The organism is Parabacteroides hominis (genome assembly GCF_014287585.1).
GTDB lineage: Bacteria > Bacteroidota > Bacteroidia > Bacteroidales > Tannerellaceae > Parabacteroides > Parabacteroides hominis.
Genome location: NZ_JACOOJ010000005.1, coordinates 56,626 through 79,694, shown reverse-complemented (window position 1 = coordinate 79,694; position 23,069 = coordinate 56,626). Strand labels below are relative to the sequence as shown.

The 23,069-nt window shown below is 47.1% G+C and carries 18 protein-coding genes; 9 read left to right on the top strand and 9 right to left on the bottom strand.

Going from position 1 to position 23,069, the window contains the following annotated elements:
- Positions 1 to 73 precede the first annotated feature (73 nt).
- From uxuA to H8S65_RS04280, 4 genes are all read right to left on the bottom strand, one after another.
- Complete coding sequence (gene uxuA, locus H8S65_RS04295) at positions 74 to 1,246, bottom strand: mannonate dehydratase (RefSeq protein ID WP_186928755.1); 1,173 nt, start codon at positions 1,244 to 1,246, stop codon at positions 74 to 76.
- 24 nt (positions 1,247 to 1,270) lie between these two features.
- The gene (locus H8S65_RS04290) at positions 1,271 to 2,083 is read right to left on the bottom strand and encodes an SDR family oxidoreductase (protein WP_186928753.1); all 813 of its coding nucleotides are present in this window, start codon (positions 2,081 to 2,083) and stop codon (positions 1,271 to 1,273) included.
- A 132-nt stretch (positions 2,084 to 2,215) separates the two neighbouring features.
- A complete protein-coding gene (locus tag H8S65_RS04285; RefSeq protein ID WP_186928751.1) occupies positions 2,216 to 3,271 on the bottom strand; it encodes a LacI family DNA-binding transcriptional regulator in 1,056 nt (351 codons plus the stop codon).
- Between the two features lie 71 nt (positions 3,272 to 3,342).
- Complete coding sequence (locus H8S65_RS04280) at positions 3,343 to 3,978, bottom strand: DUF7847 domain-containing protein (RefSeq protein WP_186928750.1); 636 nt, start codon at positions 3,976 to 3,978, stop codon at positions 3,343 to 3,345.
- Positions 3,979 to 4,399: 421 nt separating this feature from the next.
- Here H8S65_RS04280 and H8S65_RS04275 point away from each other — a divergent pair, with 421 nt between their 5' ends.
- From H8S65_RS04275 to H8S65_RS04255, 5 genes are all read left to right on the top strand, one after another.
- Positions 4,400 to 5,611 (top strand): efflux RND transporter periplasmic adaptor subunit, encoded by a 1,212-nt coding sequence (locus H8S65_RS04275; protein WP_186928748.1) that lies wholly within the window; start codon positions 4,400 to 4,402, stop codon positions 5,609 to 5,611.
- 32 nt (positions 5,612 to 5,643) lie between these two features.
- Positions 5,644 to 8,862, top strand: a complete 3,219-nt coding sequence (locus H8S65_RS04270) for an efflux RND transporter permease subunit (RefSeq protein ID WP_186928746.1) — start codon at positions 5,644 to 5,646, stop codon at positions 8,860 to 8,862.
- Positions 8,863 to 8,865: 3 nt separating this feature from the next.
- A complete protein-coding gene (locus H8S65_RS04265; protein ID WP_186928744.1) occupies positions 8,866 to 10,257 on the top strand; it encodes an efflux transporter outer membrane subunit in 1,392 nt (463 codons plus the stop codon).
- Between the two features lie 22 nt (positions 10,258 to 10,279).
- Positions 10,280 to 11,047, top strand: a complete 768-nt coding sequence (lpxA, locus tag H8S65_RS04260; RefSeq protein WP_186928742.1) for an acyl-ACP--UDP-N-acetylglucosamine O-acyltransferase — start codon at positions 10,280 to 10,282, stop codon at positions 11,045 to 11,047.
- A gap of 110 nt (positions 11,048 to 11,157) precedes the next feature.
- Positions 11,158 to 11,898, top strand: a complete 741-nt coding sequence (locus H8S65_RS04255) for a 3-keto-disaccharide hydrolase (protein ID WP_186928740.1) — start codon at positions 11,158 to 11,160, stop codon at positions 11,896 to 11,898.
- Positions 11,899 to 12,801: 903 nt separating this feature from the next.
- On the opposite strand, the gene H8S65_RS04250 is transcribed toward H8S65_RS04255, so the two are convergent.
- From H8S65_RS04250 to H8S65_RS04230, 5 genes are all read right to left on the bottom strand, one after another.
- Positions 12,802 to 13,692: a HEPN domain-containing protein gene (locus H8S65_RS04250; RefSeq protein ID WP_186928738.1), complete on the bottom strand. Its 891-nt coding sequence runs from the start codon at positions 13,690 to 13,692 to the stop codon at positions 12,802 to 12,804.
- A gap of 210 nt (positions 13,693 to 13,902) precedes the next feature.
- Positions 13,903 to 14,844, bottom strand: coding sequence for a malate dehydrogenase (gene mdh, locus H8S65_RS04245; RefSeq protein ID WP_046452366.1), 942 nt, complete (start codon positions 14,842 to 14,844; stop codon positions 13,903 to 13,905).
- A 149-nt stretch (positions 14,845 to 14,993) separates the two neighbouring features.
- A complete protein-coding gene (locus tag H8S65_RS04240) occupies positions 14,994 to 16,178 on the bottom strand; it encodes a class I SAM-dependent rRNA methyltransferase (RefSeq protein ID WP_186928736.1) in 1,185 nt (394 codons plus the stop codon).
- On the bottom strand, positions 16,179 to 16,760 hold the full coding sequence (locus tag H8S65_RS04235) for a 3'-5' exonuclease (protein ID WP_186928734.1): 582 nt from the start codon (positions 16,758 to 16,760) through the stop codon (positions 16,179 to 16,181).
- Positions 16,757 to 17,302: a DUF5063 domain-containing protein gene (locus H8S65_RS04230; protein WP_186928732.1), complete on the bottom strand. Its 546-nt coding sequence runs from the start codon at positions 17,300 to 17,302 to the stop codon at positions 16,757 to 16,759. Before H8S65_RS04230 ends, H8S65_RS04235 begins: the two co-directional genes overlap by 4 nt.
- A gap of 322 nt (positions 17,303 to 17,624) precedes the next feature.
- Between H8S65_RS04230 and H8S65_RS04225 the strand changes: the two genes are divergently transcribed.
- The 4 genes from H8S65_RS04225 (at position 17,625) to H8S65_RS04210 (ending at position 23,066) form a co-directional block, all read left to right on the top strand.
- Positions 17,625 to 20,099, top strand: a complete 2,475-nt coding sequence (locus H8S65_RS04225) for an FtsK/SpoIIIE family DNA translocase (RefSeq protein ID WP_186928730.1) — start codon at positions 17,625 to 17,627, stop codon at positions 20,097 to 20,099.
- Between the two features lie 60 nt (positions 20,100 to 20,159).
- Entirely contained in the window at positions 20,160 to 20,828 is a 669-nt protein-coding gene (gene lolA1 / locus H8S65_RS04220; protein ID WP_186928727.1) for an outer membrane lipoprotein periplasmic chaperone LolA1, read from the top strand.
- A gap of 29 nt (positions 20,829 to 20,857) precedes the next feature.
- Entirely contained in the window at positions 20,858 to 21,811 is a 954-nt protein-coding gene (gene trxB, locus H8S65_RS04215) for a thioredoxin-disulfide reductase (RefSeq protein WP_186928880.1), read from the top strand.
- A gap of 478 nt (positions 21,812 to 22,289) precedes the next feature.
- Complete coding sequence (locus tag H8S65_RS04210; protein ID WP_186928725.1) at positions 22,290 to 23,066, top strand: glycerophosphodiester phosphodiesterase; 777 nt, start codon at positions 22,290 to 22,292, stop codon at positions 23,064 to 23,066.
- The last annotated feature ends 3 nt before the right edge of the window (positions 23,067 to 23,069 follow it).

The window sequence follows — 23,069 nt, the reverse complement described above, 5'->3', positions numbered from 1 at the left end:
AAAAAAAGAAAGGCGCCCGAAAAAGAATCGAACGCCTTTCAATGCCAAACTATTTGTGATTACTTGTCACTCATTATTTAAATAAAGAACGGGCAATACCCAGTTCCAAACCACGCAATTCAGCCAAGCTACGCAAGCGGCCGATACAGGAGTAACCCGGATTCGTCTTTTTGTGCAAATCATCGATCATTTGATGGCCGTGATCCGGTCGCATCGCGATTGAGCAACCGCGTTCCTGCTCGATTTCGAGAAGTGCTTTCATTACTTCGTAAACATTCACGTCACCTTCCAGTAAGTTTGCTTCAAAGAAGTTTCCGGCTTCGTCGCGTTTAGTGCTGCGTATATGAACGAAATCGATACGGTCGCCGAAACGTTTCATCATACCGGCCAGGTCATTGTCGCCACGAACGCCGAATGAACCGGTGCAAAGGCATAAACCGTTACTTTTGTTCGGCACGGCTTCGATCAGTTTGCAGAAATCTTCTTCAGTGCTCAAGATACGGGGCAAGCCTAAGATCGAGTAGGGAGGATCGTCTGGATGGATAACCATACGCGCACCAACTTCGTCGGCAACCGGAGTAATCTCTTTCAAGAAATAAATCAAATTAGCACGAAGTCTTTCTGCATCGATATCTTTGTAGCGATCCAGTTCTGCACGGAACTGATCCAATGTAAAACTTTCCTCGGAGCCAGGTAGGCCAGCGATCATATTGCGCACCAGCAATGCCTTTTCATCTTCGCTCATTTCGTCGAGACGAGCCTTTGCAATAGCTTTTTCTTCGTCTGTATATTCCTGTTCTGCAGCAGGGCGTTTCAGGATATAGAGATCGAATGCCATGAAAGCGGCACGTTCGAAACGCAATGCTTTGGAGCCGTCCGGCATGGTGTAGGCCAGGTTTGTACGTGTCCAGTCCAAAACCGGCATAAAGTTGTAAGTGATCACACGGATGTCACACGCTGCCAGGTTACGGATGCTTTCTTTGTAGTTCTCGATATATTTCTGGAAATCTCCGCTCTGTGTCTTGATATGTTCGTGTACGGGAACACTTTCCACTACGCTCCAGCGCAAGCCGGCAGCTTCGATCATATCCTTGCGTTTCTGGATTTCTTCGACAGTCCATACTTCTCCGTTCGGGATATGGTGCAAGGCATTTACAATTCCGGTAGCACCGGCCTGGCGGATATCGGAAAGGCTAACTGGATCGTTCGGTCCGTACCAGCGCCATGTTTGTTCGCATAAATACATAATGTCTTGTTTTTAATTGTGAGATTAAATAGAGAATGCATCAAAACCACCGTCTACAATAGCGATTGTTCCGGTTACGAATTTGGAAGCATCGCTGATCAGATACTGGATTGTACCAAACAATTCATCCGGTGTACCCAGACGTCTGAACGGAGTATGTGCAATAACGGATTCGGCGCGCGGAGTGTAAGAACCGTCCGGATTTGTCATCAAAGTACGGTTCTGTTCCGTCAGGAAGAATCCCGGAGCGATAGCATTTACACGCAAACCTTCGCCGAACTTGATAGCCAGCTCACCAGCCAGATATTTAGTCAGGTTGGAGATGGCAGCTTTAGCAGCACCGTAACCGACAACGCGGGTAAGCGGGCGCAAGGCAGATTCGGAAGAGAAGTTGACGATAGCACCTTCTTTCTGGTTAGCCATTACATCGGCAAATACCATTGTCGGGAGAACTGTTCCGAACAGGTTCAGGTCTACCACCTTACGGAACGCGTCGATGTTCAGGTCGAAAATAGTGCTGTCCGGTCCGATAGTCGCACCGGCCATATTTCCACCGGCTGCATTCAGCAACGCGTCGATACGACCGTACTTGGCCATGATATCTTTTTTGTTCTGTTCCAGAACTTCTTTGTTTAATACGTCTGTCAGGAAAAAGCTTGCTTCTCCGCCTTTTGCTTTGATGTCGGCTACAATTTGTTCACCAACTTCGGCTGCACGGTCGAGAATAACGATTTTAGCACCTTCTTCTGCCAGGTGACCGGCAATACCTCTGCCTAAGATTCCGGCTCCACCGGTAATAATGACGACTTTGTCTTTAACGCAAAATAAATTAGCCATATTTTTATTGTTTATGATTGTGATAATTTCATTGTTGCTATCTCATTGTGCTCGCGCACACATCGGGCACAAAAGTATAGTATTTATTTATCAAACAAAAAGAAAACAGGGAAAAAATGCCTTTTTATGTTTTCAAATATAATTGTTATAGTATTTGATATTCTCTTTCATCAGAATATCGATCGGCATATAATTGATCTGTTCGACTTTTTCCTTGAGGACCAGATGGCGGAACAGTGCCCGTATGCAATTGAATCCTTGTACTTCCGGTCGTTGGGCGATCAGGTGCGTGATGGAACCTTCGTTCAGGCAAATGATATTCGGGTCGATCACATCATAGCCGATCAATCTGAATCTTTCTCCTTTGTCACGGAAATATTTTCCCAGTAAGTGGGCGCGGGAGTTGAATATGATACCGGCGTTCACTTCCTTATGCTCTTCTAAAAAGGCATCCAGGATGCTTATGTTCTTTTCCGGCTCGTCAGCATGCAGCTGCACGGAATAGATGCGCCCATCGTAATTTTTCTCAGTCAGATAATTCCTGAAGCCTTCCTCGCGTTTCATGACTTGGGTTACCTGCATTTCCCCTTTGCGGATAAAGCGGAAGATTGCGATGTTTTCGGTCGGATTGATTTGTTCGTATAATAATCGGCCGGCGATATATCCGGAGTCGTACGAATTGGTTCCGTAGTAGGCTACGCAATTGGTATTCTCGATGAAAGCGTCTATCAGTATATAAGGAATCTGTAGTTGATCCAGGCGGGAGGTCAGCTTTACGACACTGTCCCGGAATTGTGTCGCGATAACGACTCCCTGGCAGTCGGCTTCTTCGATCCGGGGAATGAGCTCGTCGAAACTGCTCTTGTCGTATTGGTTGAAGCACATGCGTTCGACTTCTACGTTGTAGCTGAAAAGTTCCTGTTCCGCTTTGTCTATTCCTTCACAAAGCTTATCCCAGTATTCGCCTTTAGCAAAAGAGGGAATCAGCGTGATGAAATGATAGTTCTTTTTTAGTGCAAGGGAACGGGCTATCAGGTTCGGGTGATAGTCTATTTCTTTTAAAACCTTTTCTACTTTTTTCTGTGCCTCTTCGGATACTTTGCCTCGGTTGTGTAATATGCGGTCGACGGTTCCGGTCGAAACGCCGGACATCTCAGCAATGTCTTTAATTCTATATGTCTTACCCATAGGTTGGAAAGCTATACAGCCCGCAGAATTTTAATTTTTGCGGGCTGTTGTCTATTTTATTGATTTGATTATTATAGTTGTCGTACTTCTTCCGTAGAAATTGTATTTAATTTTCTGAATGTGTAGCACTGCATCATATAGATAAGAGGAGCAGCGACGAAGAGTCCGACGAAGAACAGGATACAGCCGATGATCGCGATACCGATCATGGCCAAGATTAATAAGAACAACGGCATTACCTGTCCTTGTGTCAGGTTCCAGCTTTTTTGCAGGGATTCTATGATTCCGCAATCTTCCTCCACGATATAGGCGGCATAAAATTGTAAACGGATCCCCAGATAGATTCCCGGAACGATCAGTAAAAATGTACCGATAGTTACCACGATACCCATAATAAGGCTGGCGATGAAATAAGTGACGATTTTACGGGACTGTTGTCCATAAGCAGAAAACTGTGGCTCTTCTCCATCCATTGTCTGGAACAAATTCTTTATGTATCCCAACATAAAAGCACTGGATATTGCAGCGCTTATCAGATACACGATGACTTTACCGACCATCGAACCTTGTGCCGGCATGCCGAAAATACTAATGATCATTGACAGGATGAAATACCCGATAAACAGCCCTACCAGTACCCAAATCTGAGACTTAGTGTACTTCCATGAAGTGCCGAACACTTCCGATATCATAAACTTTGGTTCCATATGAATTGATTATTTAGGTTATATCTGCCGTAAAATTAGGATAAATTATTGAATAAACAAATTCCATGTTAAAATTAAGTAGCAATTTGAACGAATCTATTTTCGATCGGTCAAAATCCTGATATACCTCTGATACTGACATGGAAAATAAGCTAATTTTTAGTATAAAAGATTGTATAAACGGGAAAAGTACAATAAAAAGATTCTACATTTGTACGTTTTTTATGAGAAATAGTCTGCAATCTCATAATTTTTGAACAGTACAGTTAGGAGAATTTGCATAGAGAGCGAGGAAAAAACTCTGCGCAGAAAGAAAGAGTTCCATCAGCATGGAACAAAAGTTTCATGGGCAAGAAACAAAAGTTTCATGGGCAGGAAACGCAACGTGGATTACAAACGGAATATATATTAAATAATGAATATGGATAAACAAATGTTGAGAACTACTATTACCCAATTAAGGCAAATTGCCTTATTTGCAGTCGGGGTGTCTTTTTTAACTGCTTGTGGAAACAGCCAGAGTGGTATGAAATTAGGGGATAATGAATTTGCTGTTCTAACAGTCAATTCGACGACGAGTGACCAGTCTACTTCCTATCCGGCCACGATCAGGGGAACGCAGGATATCGAGGTGCGCCCCCAGGTTTCGGGTTTTATTGTTAAGTTATGTGTGGATGAAGGAGCAACTGTTCGTAAAGGGCAGGCTTTGTTCCAGATCGATCCGACCCAGTATGCTGCTGCGGTAGGACAGGCGAAAGCGGCTGTCGAGATGGCAAAAGCCAATGTCGCTACTCTGACTTTGACCGAAAAGAACAAAAAGGCTTTGTTCGATCAAAAGATTATCAGTGATTTTGAATATCAGACAGCGGTCAACCAGCTTATGTCCGCCAAGGCAAGCCTGGCCCAGGCGGAAGCATCTTTGGTGAGCGCGAATCAGAATTTGTCTTTCTGTACGGTGACAAGCCCGTCGAATGGCGTTGTCGGCACATTCCCGTACCGTATCGGAAGTTTGGTCAGCCCTTCTGTTTCACAGCCGTTGACAACCGTGTCCGAAATCAACGATGTGTATGTTTATTTCTCAATGACGGAGAAAGAGCTGTTGCGCCTGACAAGAGCCGGAGGCACTTTGAAAGAACAGTTGGAAAAGATGCCGGCTGTCCGCTTGCAGTTGTCCGACGGCACGACCTATCAGTCGGAAGGCAAGATCGATGCCGTTAGCGGCGTAATCGACCAGTCTACCGGGTCTGTCAGCATGCGTGCTGTTTTCCCGAATGATAAAAATATCCTGAGAAGCGGCGGTACTGGTAATATCATATTCCCGTACACGATGGATGGAATCATTATTATCCCTCAGTCCGCTACTGTCGAAATCCAGGACAAGAAGTTCGTTTTCGTTTTGCAGGCGGATAATTCCGTGAAGAATACGGAGATTCAGATCTCCAATCTGGATGACGGAAAGAACTACCTGGTGACGAATGGTTTGAAATCCGGCGATAAGATTGTGATTGAAGGCGTACAGAACCTCCGTGACGGCCAGGCTATCGAGCCGATCACCCCGGAACAGCAGAAAGCGAAATATGATCAGGCCTTGAAAGATCAGAACGAAGGTAACCTGAAGACCGCTTTTAATTAATAACTCCCATTTGTTCGTTAAAAACAGAAAATATGAAATTAGATAGATTTATAAACCGCCCGGTGCTCTCAACGGTGATCTCCATCCTGATTGTCATACTGGGTATATTAGGCTTGCTGTCCTTGCCTATTACCCAATATCCGGATATCGCCCCTCCGACCGTTTCGGTGAGAGCCACTTATACGGGTGCGAATGCGCAGACTGTATTGAATAGTGTGATTGCGCCGCTGGAAGACCAGATCAATGGTGTGGAGAACATGATGTACATGACCTCTAATGCCTCCAACAACGGATCTGCCGATATTTCCATTTATTTTAAGCAGGGAACCGATCCCGATATGGCTGCCGTAAACGTGCAGAACCGTGTTTCCATGGCACAAGGTTTGCTGCCGGCCGAAGTAACCAAGATCGGTGTGACGACCCAGAAACGTCAGAACTCCATGTTGATCGTGTTCTCCGTCTATGACGCCGAGGACCGTTACGACCAGCGATTTATCGAGAACTATGCCAAGATCAACTTGATCCCCGAAGTACAGCGTGTACCCGGTGTGGGTGATGCGAACGTGTTAGGAACCGACTACTCCATGCGTATCTGGTTGAAGCCGGATGTGATGGCGCAGTACAACCTGGTCCCGAATGACGTTGCAGGTGTCCTGGCCGAGCAGAACGTGGAAGCCGCTCCGGGTTCGTTCGGTGAACAGGGTAATCAGAGTTTCCAGTACACGATCCGTTATAAGGGGCGTTTGCAGGAGGTAAACGAATTTGAAGACATGGTCGTGAAAGCCTTGCCGGATGGTGAAGTCCTCCGTATGAAAGATATCGCCGATATCGAATTGGGACGTCTGACTTATAACTTTGTCAATAAAGTAAACGGCCATAGCGCCGTGACCTGTATCGTTTATCAGATGGCAGGAACCAATGCGACGGAAACCATCAATAATATCCAGAACCTGCTGGAAGAAACAGAAAAGATATTGCCTCCGGGCTTGAAGATCGACGTCGGTATGAACGCCAACGACTTCTTGTACGCCTCTATCCATGAGGTGCTCAAGACGTTGATCGAAGCCTTCATCCTGGTATTTATCGTTGTGTATATCTTCTTGCAGGATTTACGTTCGACCTTGATTCCGGCTATTGCGATCCCGGTTGCGTTGATCGGTACGTTCTTCATGCTGTCGCTGATCGGCTTTAGCTTGAACTTGCTGACTCTTTGTGCTATGGTGCTCGCCATTGCGATCGTGGTCGATGATGCGATCGTGGTCGTCGAGGGTGTCCATGCCAAGCTGGACCAGGGATACAAATCGGCGAAACTGGCTTCTATCGATGCCATGAACGAGCTGGGTGGCGCTATCGTTTCCATCACGTTGGTCATGATGTCCGTGTTTATCCCGGTAAGTTTCATGAGCGGTACGGCTGGTACGTTCTATCGCCAGTTCGGTTTGACGATGGCTATCTCGATCGGTTTGTCCGCATTGAACGCCTTGACACTGAGTCCGGCTCTGTGTGCGATGTTCCTGAAGCCGCACGAAGAAGGACATGAGAAGAAATCGACTTTCGTTTCCCGTTTCCACTCTTCCTTCAATGCCGCATACGACTCTTTGCTGAACAGCTATAAAAAACGTGTCGTATTCTTTATCCAGAAGAAATGGCTTTCGTTCGGTATCGTTGCCGGATGTATCGTCCTGCTCGTTGTTTTGATGAATGCGACTCCGACAGGTATGGTTCCGAATGAAGATACCGGTACGATCATGGGTGCGGTGACGTTGCCGCCGGGAACTTCCCAGGAACGCACGATCGAGGTGATGAACAAGGTGGACAGCCTGATCGCTTCTGATCCGGCAGTCAAATCGCGTACGGCTGTCATCGGTTTCAGCTTTATCGGTGGCCAGGGACCTTCTTACGGTTCGTTCATTATCAAGTTGAAAGACTGGGAGGAACGTTCTATGATGCAGAGTTCGGATATCGTGTATGGCAGTTTGTTCATGCGTGCGCAAAAGATTGTGAAGGATGCACAGGTGCTGTTCTTTACTCCGCCTATGATTCCGGGTTATTCCGCTTCCAGCGATATCGAGTTGAACATGCAGGATAAGACCGGTGGCGATCTGGAAAAGTTCTTCGATGTGACGAAGCAGTATACGGCAGCCTTGACTGCCCGTCCTGAAATCAAGTCGGCACAGAGTACCTTCAATCCGAACTTCCCGCAGTATATGATCGATATCGATGCGGCTGCCTGTAAGAAGGTGGGGATCAGTCCGAGCGATATCCTGGCAACCATGCAGGGATATTACGGTGGTCTGTATGCTTCCAACTTCAACCGTTTCGGTAAGATGTACCGTGTAATGGTCCAGGCCGATCCGGCTTTGCGTACCAATCTGGAATCGCTGAAGAATATCAAGGTCCGCAACGGAAGCGAAATGGCTCCTATTACGCAATTCGTATCCATCAAGAAAGTGTACGGACCGGATATCATCAGCCGTTTCAACATGTACACCTCTATTAAGGTGATGGTCGCTCCGGCAGACGGCTACACCAGCGGCCAGGCATTGAAAGCGATCGAAGAAGTTGCCGGTACGACGCTTCCGGCCGGTTTCGGATACGAGTTGGGAGGTATGGCACGTGAAGAGGCCGAAACCAGCGGCAGCACGACCGGTTTGATCTTCCTGCTTTGTTTCGTATTCGTTTACTTGCTGCTGAGCGCCCAGTATGAAAGTTATATCCTGCCGTTGGCCGTATTGCTTTCCATTCCGTTCGGTTTGATGGGTAGCTTCCTGTTCGTGCAGGGTTGGGCTGCTTTAGGCAATATCCCGGCTTTGAAGATGATCTTAGGTACGATGTCCAACAACATTTATATGCAGATCGCCTTGATCATGTTGGTAGGTCTGTTGGCTAAGAACGCCATCCTGATCGTAGAGTTTGCCCTCGACCGTCGCCGTATGGGCATGAGCATCACGTGGGCTGCCGTTTTAGGCGCTGCCGCCCGTTTGCGTCCTATCCTGATGACATCACTGGCTATGGTAGTCGGCCTGTTGCCTATGATGTTCGCGTTCGGTGTCGGTGCTCACGGTAACCGTACTTTGGGTACTGCTGCCATCGGAGGTATGTTCATCGGTATGATCTTCCAGATCTTTATCGTTCCGGTTCTGTTTGTGGTATTCCAGTACTTGCAGGAGAGATTCAAACCTATCGAATGGGAAGATTTGGATAACAGCGATATGAATACGGAAATAGAACAGTACGCAAAAACAAAATAAGAGATGACAATGAAGAAACAGATTATATATATGGTGTGTGCAACCGCTCTTTTGAGCAGTTGCCACATCTATAAAGCATATGACCGTCCGGATACGATCGAAACTTCCGGTATCTATCGTGATCCGGTATCTGCTACCGATACGTTGGCCGAAACAGATACGACCAATATGGGCAACCTGCCCTGGAAGGAAGTTTTCCGTGATCCGAAATTGCAGGCACTGATCGAAGAAGGATTGGCAAACAATGTGGACATGCAAGCCGCTATCCTGCGGGTCGAGGAGGCTAAGTTATTGCTGACTTCCGCCCGCCTGTCTTTCCTCCCTTCTTTGAACCTGGCTCCGCAAGGAACCATAACCAAAATGGAAAATACGGGTTATGTGAAGGCCTATACCTTGCCGGCGGCAGCCAGTTGGGAAGTGGATTTGTTCGGCAAACTGTTGAATGCGAGCCGTGGACAGAAAGCCGCTTACTTGCAGAGCCAGTACACGCAGCAAGCGATACGTTCGCAGTTGATCGGCGGAATCGCCAATACCTATTTCACCCTGTTGATGTTGGATCGCCAAGTGGAGATTACTTCCAAGACGGTGGATATCTACAAAGAGAATGTGCGGGTTATGGAAGCGATGAAGATTGCCGGCATGACAACAGAAGCCGCAGTCGTCCAGATGCGCGCCGTGTTCCATCAGGTGTCCGGTTCGTTGATCGAACTCAAACGCCAGGTGCGTGAAGTGGAGAACTCCTTATCTGTATTGCTCGCGAAAGCACCGCAGCATATCGATCGCAGCACGCTCGAAGACCAGGTGATGCCGGAAGAGCTGATGGCAGGTGTTCCTTTGCAGTTGTTGGAAAACCGTCCGGATGTGAAGATGGCTGAAATGGCATTGGCCGGCGCTTATTATACGACCAACAAAGCCCGTGCCGCTTTTTATCCGGGACTCAATATTACGGCGACAGCCGGTTGGACGAACGGTTCAGGCGTTACGGTTTCCAATCCGGGACAGTTTATGTTCCAGGCTCTGGCTTCGTTGGCACAGCCTATCTTTAACAATGGTAAGTTAGTGGCTAATCTAAAGATATCGAAAGCGGAAGAACAGATTGCCAGGATGAACTACCAGCAGGCTATCCTGGAAGCAGGAAAGGAAGTGAGCGATGCTTTGCATCTCTATGATGCGACCGATAGAAAACTTGTCCAGGACCAGGCTCAGATAGAAGAGTTGGAAAAGGCGGTTACCTATACCAACGCCTTGTTCCAGTCCGGACAGTCCACGTATCTGGAAATCCTTTCTGCCCAGCAGAGTCTGCTCAGTGCGCAGTTGACGGAAGTTTCCGACAACGTTCAGCGTATGCAGGCTGTTATCAATTTATATAGTGCCGTTGGTGGCGGAAGAGAGTAAAAACTTTTAAATTTGAATTATTATGATTAGTCCGTTAGCTTATGTAGATGCAAGCGCGAAATTAGGAGCGAACGTAACCGTCCATCCGTTTGCATACATCGATAAGAATGTAGAAATAGGTGATGACTGCGAGATCATGCCTCATGCCAGTATCATGAGCGGAACCCGCATGGGAAAGAGAAACCGCATCTTCAATGGCGCCGTTATCGCTGCCGAACCGCAGGATTTTAACTACAAAGGAGGCGATACGGTCGTTGAAATCGGAGATGACAATGTGATCCGTGAAAACGTGGTGATTAACCGTGCGACCAATCCTGATGGAAAGACAGTTATCGGCAATGGTAATTTCCTGCATGAAGGCGTACATGTTTCCCACGACACGCATATCGGAAATCATAGCGTGTTCGGGTACGGGAGCAAGATATCCGGCAACTGCATGATTGAAGATTATGTGATTTTCGGCGGCAACGTACTGGTAAGCCAGGGATGCCGTGTCGGAACTTGGTCGATGACACAGACCGGTTGCCGCTTCCGCAAGGATGTACCTCCTTATATTGTTGCAGCATTGGAGCCTACGACCTATTACGGGGTAAATTCCGTAATCCTGATGCACGAAGGCATGAGCGAAAAGATCGTAAAACATATCAGCCATGCTTACCGCATCATCTATCAAGGTAACACCAGCATATTCGATGCCTTGCTGATGATTAAGAACCAGGTTCCGATGAGTGACGAAATCCAGCATATCATCGACTTTGTCAATGCTTCGAAGTTGGGGATCATCAAATAAAATAGGATTATCCGGTAGAAAAGAAAGAGTTGTTCTTAACGGGACAGCTCTTTTTTTTTATCTTTGCTACGTTTTAATATTCTCAATGTCTAATTTAAAAAGAATGTAACATGAAAAACTTATTGAAATCGTTTGTGGTCCTTTTGGCAGTCATGGCTGCTGTCCCTTCTTTTGCGCAAAAAGCGAATAACACGTTGACTGAAAAAGAAAAGAAACAAGGCTGGACCCTGCTGTTTAACGGGAAAGATTTTACCGGTTGGAGACAATGCAACAATACCGGGATGGCCCCGAACTGGGTAATCGAAGACGAGGCGATGAAAGTCTTTACCGCTCCGGGCAAGAAACCGGGACACGGTGCAGGAGGCGATATCCTGTATAAGGAAAAGAAGTACAAGAACTTTGAACTGTCTGTAGATTGGAAAACCAGCAAAATGGGAAATTCAGGTATCTTCTATTATGTACGCGAAGTTCCGGGCAAACCGATCTATTATGCAGCTCCCGAAGTGCAGGTTTTGGATAATGTGGATGCTACCGACAACAAGTTGGCGAACCACCTTGCCGGCTCTTTGTATGATATGCTTCCTGCCGATCCGAAAACGGTGAAACCTGCCGGCGAATGGAACACGATCGTGATCAAAGTGAAGGATGGCAAAGTGACGCATACCCAGAACGGTAAAAAGGTCGTTCAGTATACTTTATGGAGCAAAGAATGGGATGAGTTGGTTGCCAACAGCAAGTTCAAGGATTTCCAGGGTTTCCAGGAAGGTATTTCCCGTGAAGGTTATATCGGCTTGCAGGATCATGGCTATCCCATCTGGTTCCGTAATATCAAGATTCGGGAATTGAAGTAAGTTATTGTCTAAGAAGATTTGAACCACAAATAATGATTTATCAGTGAGCTAACAGACAAAGCTGCGCCTTATGCCGCAGGCTCTCTTTTGCCGTCTGCTTCAGCAGACGGTTTAAAAGGTCTGGAGGCTAAGCCTCTTCCCTTGTGGGCTTTAGCCCCCTTATGGATTATATTTAAAGGGGTTAAAACCCACATAGGAACCAGCAAAGCCGGAACAATCATCTATCCGTCTGCTGAAGCAGACGGCAAAAGAGAGCCTACGCACGCCATCCATATTATACACCGGTAAATCATCATTTCTGGTTCAAATCTGCCAAAATATGAGTCTGATAGACGCAAATATAATTTTGACGCGGATGACTCGAATAACGCGGATAAGAAAATATGTATCAGGTGTTTCATCCGCGTTATTCGCGCAATCCGCGTCAAAAAATCCTGTTTATTTATTTTAATCTGCGTCTATCAGACTCAAACCTCGTATGTGAAGTTGTTCCTATAGATGCCTGTCGCTTTCCAGAAAGGTAGGCATCGGCTGCCGAATGGATGCCTACCTTTTTCCTGCTACCCTATAGGCTTTTCACGGATAGGCTAAAGGCTGTATTTTTTAGCCTATAACCTATATTTTATGGGACAGGAACCAATCCCGATCCCTTATATGACAAAACTGAAAAACAGGGTTCACGGCGGTAAAAGGCTAATGGCCAGCGATTTGTTGTGAAGGCTGTGAAACCGGATTACGATCAGCCAATCCTATCGGTCAATCCCGCCTTTTTTTATCTTGCATTCACAGGGTTCACAGCAACATGCTGATCTACAGAGTTTCCCGGACAGTGTGAACCCTAATTAAATAAAAACAACCAAGGGATATTTAAAGGATAATCTAAGAAACAAAGTATACAGACAGTTATTTTTTCTGTATTACATAAGTCTTAATTCTCTCTTCACAACATTGCCTCGTGATATCCCGGAGTAGTTCAACTTTGGGAATAAGCGCTTCAATATCTTCTCTGGTGATGTTGAAGTGTTTATAATAGCGAGCTTGAATGTATGCATCCTGCAACAAATCAAAAAGGCGTTTTTCTTCTTCTGTATCCCTGGGAAAGGCTTTGGATGATTCCAGGGAATATGTTTTGGCTCTGGCTGACAACTTTTTCAGGCTGTGCTCTTTGGGGCTATACAGTGTGAAAGTCAAGATTATGCTATTATAGTAATTCTCACAAACTTGATGCAGATAAAATGATGCCATTTTATACCGCCCTCTTTCTTTATTTATTATAGCATCATCCAAAAAGAAATTACCTTTTTCAAACTTTTCTTTGTAATACTCTTCTGCCAGCTCTTTTATCTCCTGATAGTTCAGTTTGCGGCGGCGGGCCAACTTGCAACGCCCGCTATTGTAAAGCATGACACCTTCACGTTTGATGTCCGTATAGAAATAACGGTTTTTAAGGATGGCTTTGTTCAGGTCGTCGATGTTTTCATTTATGAACTGGATGGTCGCCGATTCGTACCGGTTCTTTCCTTTATAATAATTATTTGCGGCCTTGTCCAAGATATTGTTGATAACTTGGCTTTGGAAACGGGTTTTGGTCACTACCAGAATATCATAATCACTCATGAAACAGGTACGTACGCCATATTCGATGCGCTGATCATAATCAACGTATGTGTTACGGGCATAACTTCCGTAGAGAATAATCATCTCGCAATCAGGAAGTACTTCCAGTACGCACTTTACGATTCTTCTGAGGTCATCCCGTTTCTGTTCGGGAAGGTAGTTGATGGATGTTTTCATGCTTTGCTTATCTATTAGGTGCAAATGTAATGTTAATATTTAAAATCGTATCATTTAGAGGATAATATGTTATTTGCTGGCTTGATCGGGGATAAATTAGAGGTTGTTTAAATCGTTCTTTTGTACGGTAGAGAAGGTGTATAAGATAAAAATGAGGATAATCCTTCGGGATTATCCTCATTCTATAATTATCAAACCTTTTTCCGATTATTAGAGAGCGCCGACTTCTTTCAAAGCTTCGTTTGTTTTGTGAACGGCTGCTGCGCTCTTGGCGAAGAGTTCTTTTTCTTCGGCTGTCAATTCCAGTTCAACGATCTTTTCGATACCGTTCTTACCTAAGATAACAGGAACGCCGATGCAAAGATCAGATTCTCCGTATTCACCTTCCAGGTAAACAGAACAAGGAATCATCTTCTTCTGGTTGTGGATGATAGACTCGACAACATAAGCTCCTGCTGCACCCGGTGCATACCATGCGGAAGTTCCCAACAGCTTAGTCAGTGTAGCACCGCCAACCATAGTGGAAGCGACAACTTCCTGCAATTTTTCAGCGCTCAACAGCTTGCTTACAGGAATACCTTTGTAAGTAGCCAGACGAGCCAACGGAATCATAGTCGTGTCACCGTGACCGCCGATTACCATGCCTTCGACTTCGTTTGCGTTGCAACCTAAAGCCTGAGACAAGAAATATTTGAAACGGGAGCTATCCAGAGCACCGCCCATACCGATGATACGGTTTTTCGGCAGACCCAGAGACTTCAATGACAGGTAAGTCATTGTATCCATCGGGTTGGAGATTACTACCAGGATTGCGTTCGGAGAATATTTCAGGATGTTCTGAGCTACGCTCTTTACGATACCAGCGTTAACACCGATCAGTTCTTCGCGAGTCATACCCGGTTTACGAGGAATACCTGAAGTGATGACAACAACGTCAGAGTTAGCTGTTTTTTCGTAGTCGTTTGTGCAACCTGTAACTGTAGTATCGAAACCGAGCAGTTGAGCAGTCTGCATCATATCCATTGCTTTACCTTCGGAAACACCTTCCTTAACGTCAAGCATTACAACTTCGTCTGCCACTTCATTGAAGGCAAGAACATTTGCGCAAGTAGCACCTACATTACCGGCGCCAACAACTGTTACTTTAGACATAATAATAAGTTTTATATGTTTTACTTATAATAATATTTCCATCTCTCTTAAAAGCGAGACAAAGGTACAACCTATTACGAAATAAAGAAATATTTCCGTATATATTTTGCGCCTTCCTTTATTAAATATCGCTAAAGATGCTGATTCGCTTACTCTACATATAATACCAACCCCTTCAGATATTCGCCTTCGGGATGATAGATATTTACCGGATGATCGGCGGGTTGTGTCAGTTGGTGCAGGATGCGGACACTCCGGCCGGACTGGGCGGCGGCGCTGAATACGGCCAGGCGGAAGTTTTCCTTGCTTACCACCTGCGAACAGGAGAAGGTGAACAGGATGCCTCCCGGCTTGATCTTTTCGAAAGCGATGGCATTCAGTTTGCGGTAACCCTGCAAAGCGTTGCGCAATACGTTTTTATGTTTGGCGAAAGCGGGCGGGTCCAGGATGATGAGGTCGTAGTTGCTTCCCATCTTTTCGAGATACTTGAAAGCGTCTTCCGCATAAGCCTCATGGCGCGGATCACCCGGAAAGTTCAGTTCCACGTTCTTGTTGGTCAGCGAGATCGCTTTGGCTGAGCTGTCGACCGAGTGGACGACCTTGGCGCCTCCGCGCATGGCGTAGAACGAGAATCCGCCAGTGTAGCAGAACATGTTCAGGACGGAGCGCCCTTTGGCATAGCGTTCCAGCAACGACCGGTTTTCGCGCTGGTCGACAAAGAAACCGGTCTTTTGTCCCTTCTGCCAGTCGACGCAGAATTTCAAGCCGTTTTCCAATGCGATGTCTTCCACTTCGCCTCCGTAGAGGTAGCCGTCTTCACTGCCTAAGTTGGCCTTATAGGGCAGAGTCGCTTCCGATTTATAATAGATATTCTGTAAAGAATCCCCCAACACGGCTTTCAGGGCCTCGGCAATCTGGTGGCGGGCATAGTGCATGCCGACAGAATGCGCCTGCATGACGGCGGTGTGGGCATACATGTCGATGACCAGCCCCGGAAGATTATCGCCTTCGCCGTGTATCAGGCGGAAAGTATTGTTATTTTCCACTCCGGCAAGTTCCAGTGCCTGGCGCAATGCGTAAGCGATACGGATGCGTTCTTCCCAGAAAGCGGCATCTATCGTGACCGGTTTGAAAGATAAGATGCGTACGGCGATACTGCCTATCTGATAATGTCCGATACCTAAGAAACGCCCGTTCGTACCATACACTTCTACCAAGTCGCCTTCTTCCGGTTCACCTTCGATCGTCTGGATGGCGCCGGAGAATACCCACGGATGGAAACGCAGCAACGATTCCTCTTTTTTAGGTTTGAGAAATACTTTACACTCCTTCATTTATATCTGTTTCAATTGATTGTATATTTTCAGGCACGCCCATGCGTCGAGGGCTGCATATTTTTTCTGTGCCTCGCTGAGGACATCGGCTTCCCAGTTGCTCAGACGCTGCCCTTTCGAGATCTTCTTGTTGAAGAGGATGGCGTATATCTTTTGCAGGCTGGCGTCTTCGATGCCGAACTGCCCGACATAATTCTGCAAGTCCAGGAAGTTGGCGGGCTGTATGTCCGTGCGCTTCCGCATCGCCCCGAAATCATCGCGTAGCGAAAGGCCGATCTTCAGCACCTTTTCGTTCGCCAGGAACTCTTCCAATGCTTCCGGGATGTCGATCCGGTTCAGGCGGAACAGGAAGCAGGCTTCTTCGGTCGATATCTGCATAAGCGATATTTTGTAACGTTGCCCTTTCTTGAAGCTCGGACGCGTTTCCGTGTCGAACCCGACAGACTGGAATTCGGAGAGGTAGCTGATCGCTTTCTCCGCATTCCTCAATGTGTCGATCACGATGATCCGTCCGGTAAATTCCTCTATGGGAAGCCCGGATAGAGCCTCTTTTGCTATTGAATGTGTATATTGTTGTGTCATTCTTCTTCGTTGGTTTCTAAAAGCTCTTCTTCGCTGTATCGCACGGCGTGGAGTGCTTTTAATGCGTTTAATAATTGTTGTCCCCAGAATTCGCGGAAGTTTTTACGACACAAAACGATTGCTTCGAGCATAACTTCTTCATTGCCCTGGCGGAACAGAGAGATGAAATTACCCGTATCCTGATAGACATCGGCCAGATTCTCCGAGATAAAGGCGGCGATCGGCGTGTCGCTGTATTGCATATCCGGATGGAATGTTTCGAGGTAGGAGTCTTTCTCTCCGAGCAGCCCGGCGATCCGGTTGCGGACCGATTCGTACATGTCTTCCGTGACAGTCAACTCCGGTTCTGCATCTTCGTCTTCTTCCGCTTCGGGTAGAAGGGTGGCTTTCAGATACAGCAACGGCAAGATCTTGACTGCCTTGTCCAAAAAGTCGAAAAGACCGGTATTGCCGGCGTTCTCGACAAACGTACAAAATTCAAGTGCAACAGTTACAAATTCCAGCGTGTTGCGTTCATATATCGGGTTGTTTTCTTTTTCCATGCTGATTATCTTAGTAGATACCTTGCGTTTATAATCTGCAAAAGTAGCAATTTTTTCTTTGTAAAGCTAATATGGATTCTGACTTTAGTAAGCATTTATTCTGTAATCACCGCCGGCGATTATGTAATCAGCGTCGGTAATTATATAATCATCGTCGCTGATTTTATAATCGCCAGCGGTGATTACAGAATAAATGGTGAAAAAACTGTTTTTTTCTGATAGCTTCGAAAGAATTGGATGCAGTTGCCGGGGGAAAATGCGAATGTCGTAGGGAACTTAAAATTTTCTATGTACATTTGCGAGTTGTAAATTTAATTGTGTAATGGCTAAAAAGACGACTGCAAAACAAAATACGAATAACGGGGAAAGCAAACTTAAAGGGATTCGGAATTTCTTTACCGGCGAGCGGACCCGTTTTATTACCGGATTAGTTATTTCCATTGTTACCATATATGTCGGTCTGGCATTGATTTCGTTCTTCTTTACGGGAGGCGCGGACCAGAGCAAGATCGAGAATATCCCGTTGTCGGACCTGGTGATTAACCGTGGAGCGGTAGAGAACTGGACGGGTGTGCGCGGGGCTTTCCTGGCCGATTTGCTGATGAACCGGTGGTTTGGGATTTCTTCATTCCTGATCCTGTTTTTCCTCGGTTCGGTCGGGGCGAAGCTGATGAACCTGAGCCGGGTGTCGTTGATGAAACGTTTTCTGTTCAGTGCGGCCATGTTGATATGGGGATCGTTGTTCTTTGCTTTTATCTTTATTCGCGGATATGAAGATACATTTATTTATTTAGGCGGTCAGCATGGATATTATTTGTCGGAGGTGATGATGAATAATATCGGTGTGCCGGGCACGATCCTGCTGCTGGTCGGCCTGTTCCTGATTATTGCGATCTTCACCAGCAAACGGACGATTCCGTTCCTGCAAAATGTCTTCTCTTTCGGATGGTTGAAGAACCGTTTGAAACATGAAAAGAGCGAAGTACAGGATGTGCCGCAAGCTCCTCAGCCTGCGGCATATCACGAGACAATGGAAGAAGTCGTCGAGCCGGACGAATATGTTTTCGATACGGAAACCGAGATGCGGAAAGCCGAGGTAGAAGAGAAAATGCCGGAAGAAGAGAAAATGCCGGAAGAAAAGGAGGTTCTGCAAAAGAATGATTTTGAATTTGAAGTAGCCAGGGGAGATGATCCGGTTGTCGGGACGGCCGCCGATGGCGGTACGACCTTTGAAGTGGAAGTGCCGGAAGACGAGGAAACTTTCGATCAGTCCCAATTGGGGAAATATGATCCGCGCCTGGACTTGTCCCGCTATGTGTTCCCGACGCTCGACCTGTTGAAATTTTACGATTCGGGCAATGTCGAGGTGAACCGCGAAGAACTGGAAGAGAACCAGCAGATGATCAAGCAGACGTTGGAAGATTTCGGTATCAATATCGCCTCTATCAAGGCGACGGTCGGACCGACGGTTACGCTCTATGAGATCATCCCGGAAGCCGGTGTGCGTATTTCCAAGATCAAGAACCTGGAAGATGACATTGCTTTGAGCCTTTCAGCCTTGCAGATCCGTATTATCGCTCCGATGCCGGGCAAGGGAACGATCGGGATCGAGGTCCCGAACAATAAGCCGCAGACTGTTTCGATGCAATCGGTTGTTGCTTCGCGCAAATTCCTGGAGTGCACGTACGACTTGCCGGTGGCGATCGGAAAGACGATTGTCAACGAGGTGTTCATGTTCGACCTGTGCAAGACTCCCCACCTGTTGGTGGCGGGTGCGACCGGACAAGGTAAATCGGTCGGCTTGAATGCGATAATCACCTCTTTGCTGTATAAGAAGCATCCGGCGGAACTGAAGTTCGTGATGGTCGATCCCAAGCAGGTGGAATTTAGTATTTACTCGAAGATCGAACGCCATTATCTGGCGAAACTGCCGAATGCCGACAAACCGATCGTGACGGAGCCGGGAGATGCGGTGGCGACCTTGAACTCCTTGGTGATCGAGATGGAAAACCGTTATAAGTTGCTGGTAGATGCTTCGGCGCGTAATATAAAGGAATATAATGAGAAGTTCATATCCCGCCGCCTGAATCCGGAGAAAGGGCATCGGTTCCTGCCTTATATCGTTGCGATCGTCGATGAGTTTGCCGACCTGATCGCGACTTCGGGCAAAGAGATCGAGTTGCCGATCTCGCGTATCGCGGCTAAGGCACGTGCGGTCGGCATCCACATGATCCTGGCGACCCAGCGTCCGGATACGAAAGTGATCACCGGTACGATCAAGAGTAATTTCCCAAGCCGTATCGCATTTAAGGTGATGTCGCAGATCGACTCCCGAACGATTTTGGATACTCCGGGCGCCAACCGTCTGATCGGTAAGGGCGATATGCTGATCCTGATTACCGGAAGCAGTGAACCGACGCGTGTCCAATGTGCGTTTGTCGATACGCCGGAAGTGGAAGATATCGTGAATTATGTCGGTGCACAGGTGGCTTATCCGACGGCTTACCTGTTGCCTGAATATATAGGTGAAGGCGGCGAGTCCTCTTCTGCGGGAACAGTGGATTTGTCAGACCGCGATCCGTTGTTCGACGAGGCGGCACGTCTGATCGTGATCCAGCAGCAAGGTTCGACTTCGCTTATCCAGCGAAAATTCGCAATCGGCTACAACCGTGCAGGCCGCCTGATGGACCAGTTGGAAGCGGCAGGCATTGTCGGTCCTTTCGAAGGCAGCAAAGCCCGCCAGGTCTTGATCCAGGACGAATACGGCCTGGAACAGTTGTTGAATTCATTAAAATAAAAGATAAATGATGATTGAATACAAGATAAATCATCAATCATTTTGATAGTGAAGAATAAGATGAAAAGAGAGAATAAAATAAAAGTTTACCGTGTTTTAGTTGCTGTCTTCCTGTGCCTTTGGGCTGTATCCGGTATGAGAGCATCGGCGCAGAACGCCACTTCCATCCTGGATAAGGCCGCTTCCGCTTATGAGGACTCTAACGGGTTGACTGCTTTTTTTACGATGCAGACACGTTCGGATGTGCAGAAAGTATCAGAAAGCTTTGACGGTACGGTCGATATCAAAGGCGATAAATTCGTACTGAAGACTCCCGACATGATCACCTGGTTCGATGGAACGACACAATGGTCGTTTGTCGAGCGCAACGAGGAAGTCAACGTTTCCACCCCGACCGGCGAGGAGTTGCAGGCTACGAATCCGGCCCTGTTGCTTCGTTCCTATAAGAAAGGTTTTACCGCCAAATACAAGGGCGAGAGCACGGCCCCGAACGGCAAAGCCGCCTACGACATCGAGCTGGTTCCCAAAAAGAAAAGCGATATCGTACGGGTGGAACTACAGATAGAGAAGTTTTCCGGTCTTCCGGCCTCGATAGCCGTTTTTTCAAAGAATGGAATCAGCAGTACGATCCGTATCAGTAAAATGAAAACGGGAGTAAACCAACCGGACAGCTTTTTTGTTTTTAACGAAAAAGACTATCCTGATGCTGAAATAGTAGACCTTAGATAATTAAAAATTGAAAATTAAAAAATAAGATGATGAATACAACTCAGAATGAAAAAGTTCGTTGCCTGATTATCGGTTCGGGCCCAGCCGGTTATACTGCGGCTATCTATGCTTCGCGTGCAAATCTGTCTCCTGTCCTCTACGAAGGCATTCAGCCGGGCGGACAGCTTACGACTACGACCGAAGTCGAGAATTTTCCCGGTTATCCCGAAGGTGTTACCGGTACGGAACTGATGGAAGACTTGAAACAGCAGGCTGCCCGTTTCGGTGCGGATATCCGTATCGGTATTGCGACTGAAACAGACTTGTCTGCCGCTCCCTATAAGGTGACGATCGACGGCGAGAAAGTGATCGAGACGGAAACGCTGATCATCTCGACCGGGGCGACTGCCAAATATTTGGGATTGCCGGATGAGCAGAAATATGCCGGAATGGGTGTCTCGGCTTGTGCGACCTGCGACGGTTTCTTCTATCGTAAGAAAGTTGTGGCTGTCGTTGGCGGTGGCGATACGGCTTGTGAAGAAGCGCTTTATCTGTCCAGCTTGGCGAAACAGGTGTATCTGATTGTCCGTAAACCGTATTTGCGTGCATCGAAAGTCATGCAGGAACGTGTCCTGAACACTCCGAATATCACGGTTTTGTTCGAGCATAACACGATCGGTCTTTTCGGTGAAGACGGTGTGGAAGGCGCACATTTGGTAAAACGGATGGGCGAACCGGACGAAGAAAAGGTAGATATCGCAATCGACGGTTTCTTCCTGGCTATTGGCCATACTCCGAACTCCAAGATATTCAAACCCTGGGTGGAAACAGACGAAGTCGGCTACATCAAGACGGTTCCGGGCACGCCGAAAACAAGAGTGCCGGGTGTATTTGCTGCCGGTGACGTGGCCGATCCGCATTATCGCCAAGCCATTACGGCTGCCGGTAGCGGTTGCGCGGCTGCAATCGAGGCGGAACGGTATTTGTCGGAGATCGGAAAATAATCCGTTACTTTTCTCTTGAAAGAAAAGTAACCAAAAGTTCAAGGCCGAACCTGCTTCGCTACTCCGTTCCCTTCGTTCGCTGCGCTTAACGCTCACCAGCTTAGGCCGGAGATAGAGCCTAACGGCTCTGTTGAGGATGGTAGTAATGTCGGCTTTTTGCCATTCTGTCGGAACTTAAAGCCCATGACGGGACAATTTCCGAAGTGCGGGAACAGGCCTGTCCCCGTGCTTGACACGGGGCCGCAGAAGAACGGTAGGTATCGGCCATCCTAAGAGAAAGCTCCGCTTTCTAAGAAAGGCCTAAGCGGGTGGGCGTCAAGCGGAGGGCAAAGACGGAGCGTCCGGAGCCTGCGCTGTCTGAGCGAAGCGAGTTTTGCAGGCGACAGCGTAGTCTTTGCCCGGAGTAGCCCAGCCGGTTAAGCCTTGATTTTTTGGTTACTTTTGGATCAAGCCAAAAGTAACATATAAAATATATATTATGAAACAATTAAAACTCTCTCTTCTATTCCTTTTGTGTGTGTTGGTGGCGGTTCCCGTGTCGGCTAAAAGAAAGACAAAGGTGATTGCCCATCGCGGTTATTGGAAAACGGAAGGTTCCGCCCAAAACTCTATTCGTTCGTTGGAGCGGGCGAATGAAATCAAAGTATATGGTTCCGAGTTCGACGTGCATCTGACCGCAGATAATGTCCCGGTTGTGTTCCATGATAGCAAGATTCAGGGCAAGCCTATCCAGACGACTCCCTATGCGGAACTGAAAGACCTGAAACTCCCGAATGGCGAAACGCTCCCGACATTGGAGCAGTATTTGGACAGGGCGAAGAAGCTGAAAAAGACCAAACTGATTTTCGAATTGAAATCCCATGCAACTCCCCAGCGGGATCGGGAAGCGGCAAAGATTGCCGTCGACATGGTGAACGGCAAGAAATTGACGAAGCGCACCGAATATATAGCTTTCAGCCTGGAAGCCGCTAAAGAGCTGCACCGCCTGTCCCCGAAGACGCCGGTCTACTACCTGAACGGCGACTTGTCTCCCAAACAGTTGAAAGAACTCGGTTTTGCCGGTCTCGATTATAATTATAAGGTCATGCAGAAACATCCCGAATGGTTTGCCGAAGCAAAAGACCTGAAACTGAAAACCAATGTCTGGACGGTCGATGATCCTCAGGTGATGAAAGAAATGATTGAAAATGGCGTGGACTTCCTTACAACAGATTATCCCGAAGAAGCGCAAAAAGCAGTACATTTGTACCGCTGAATA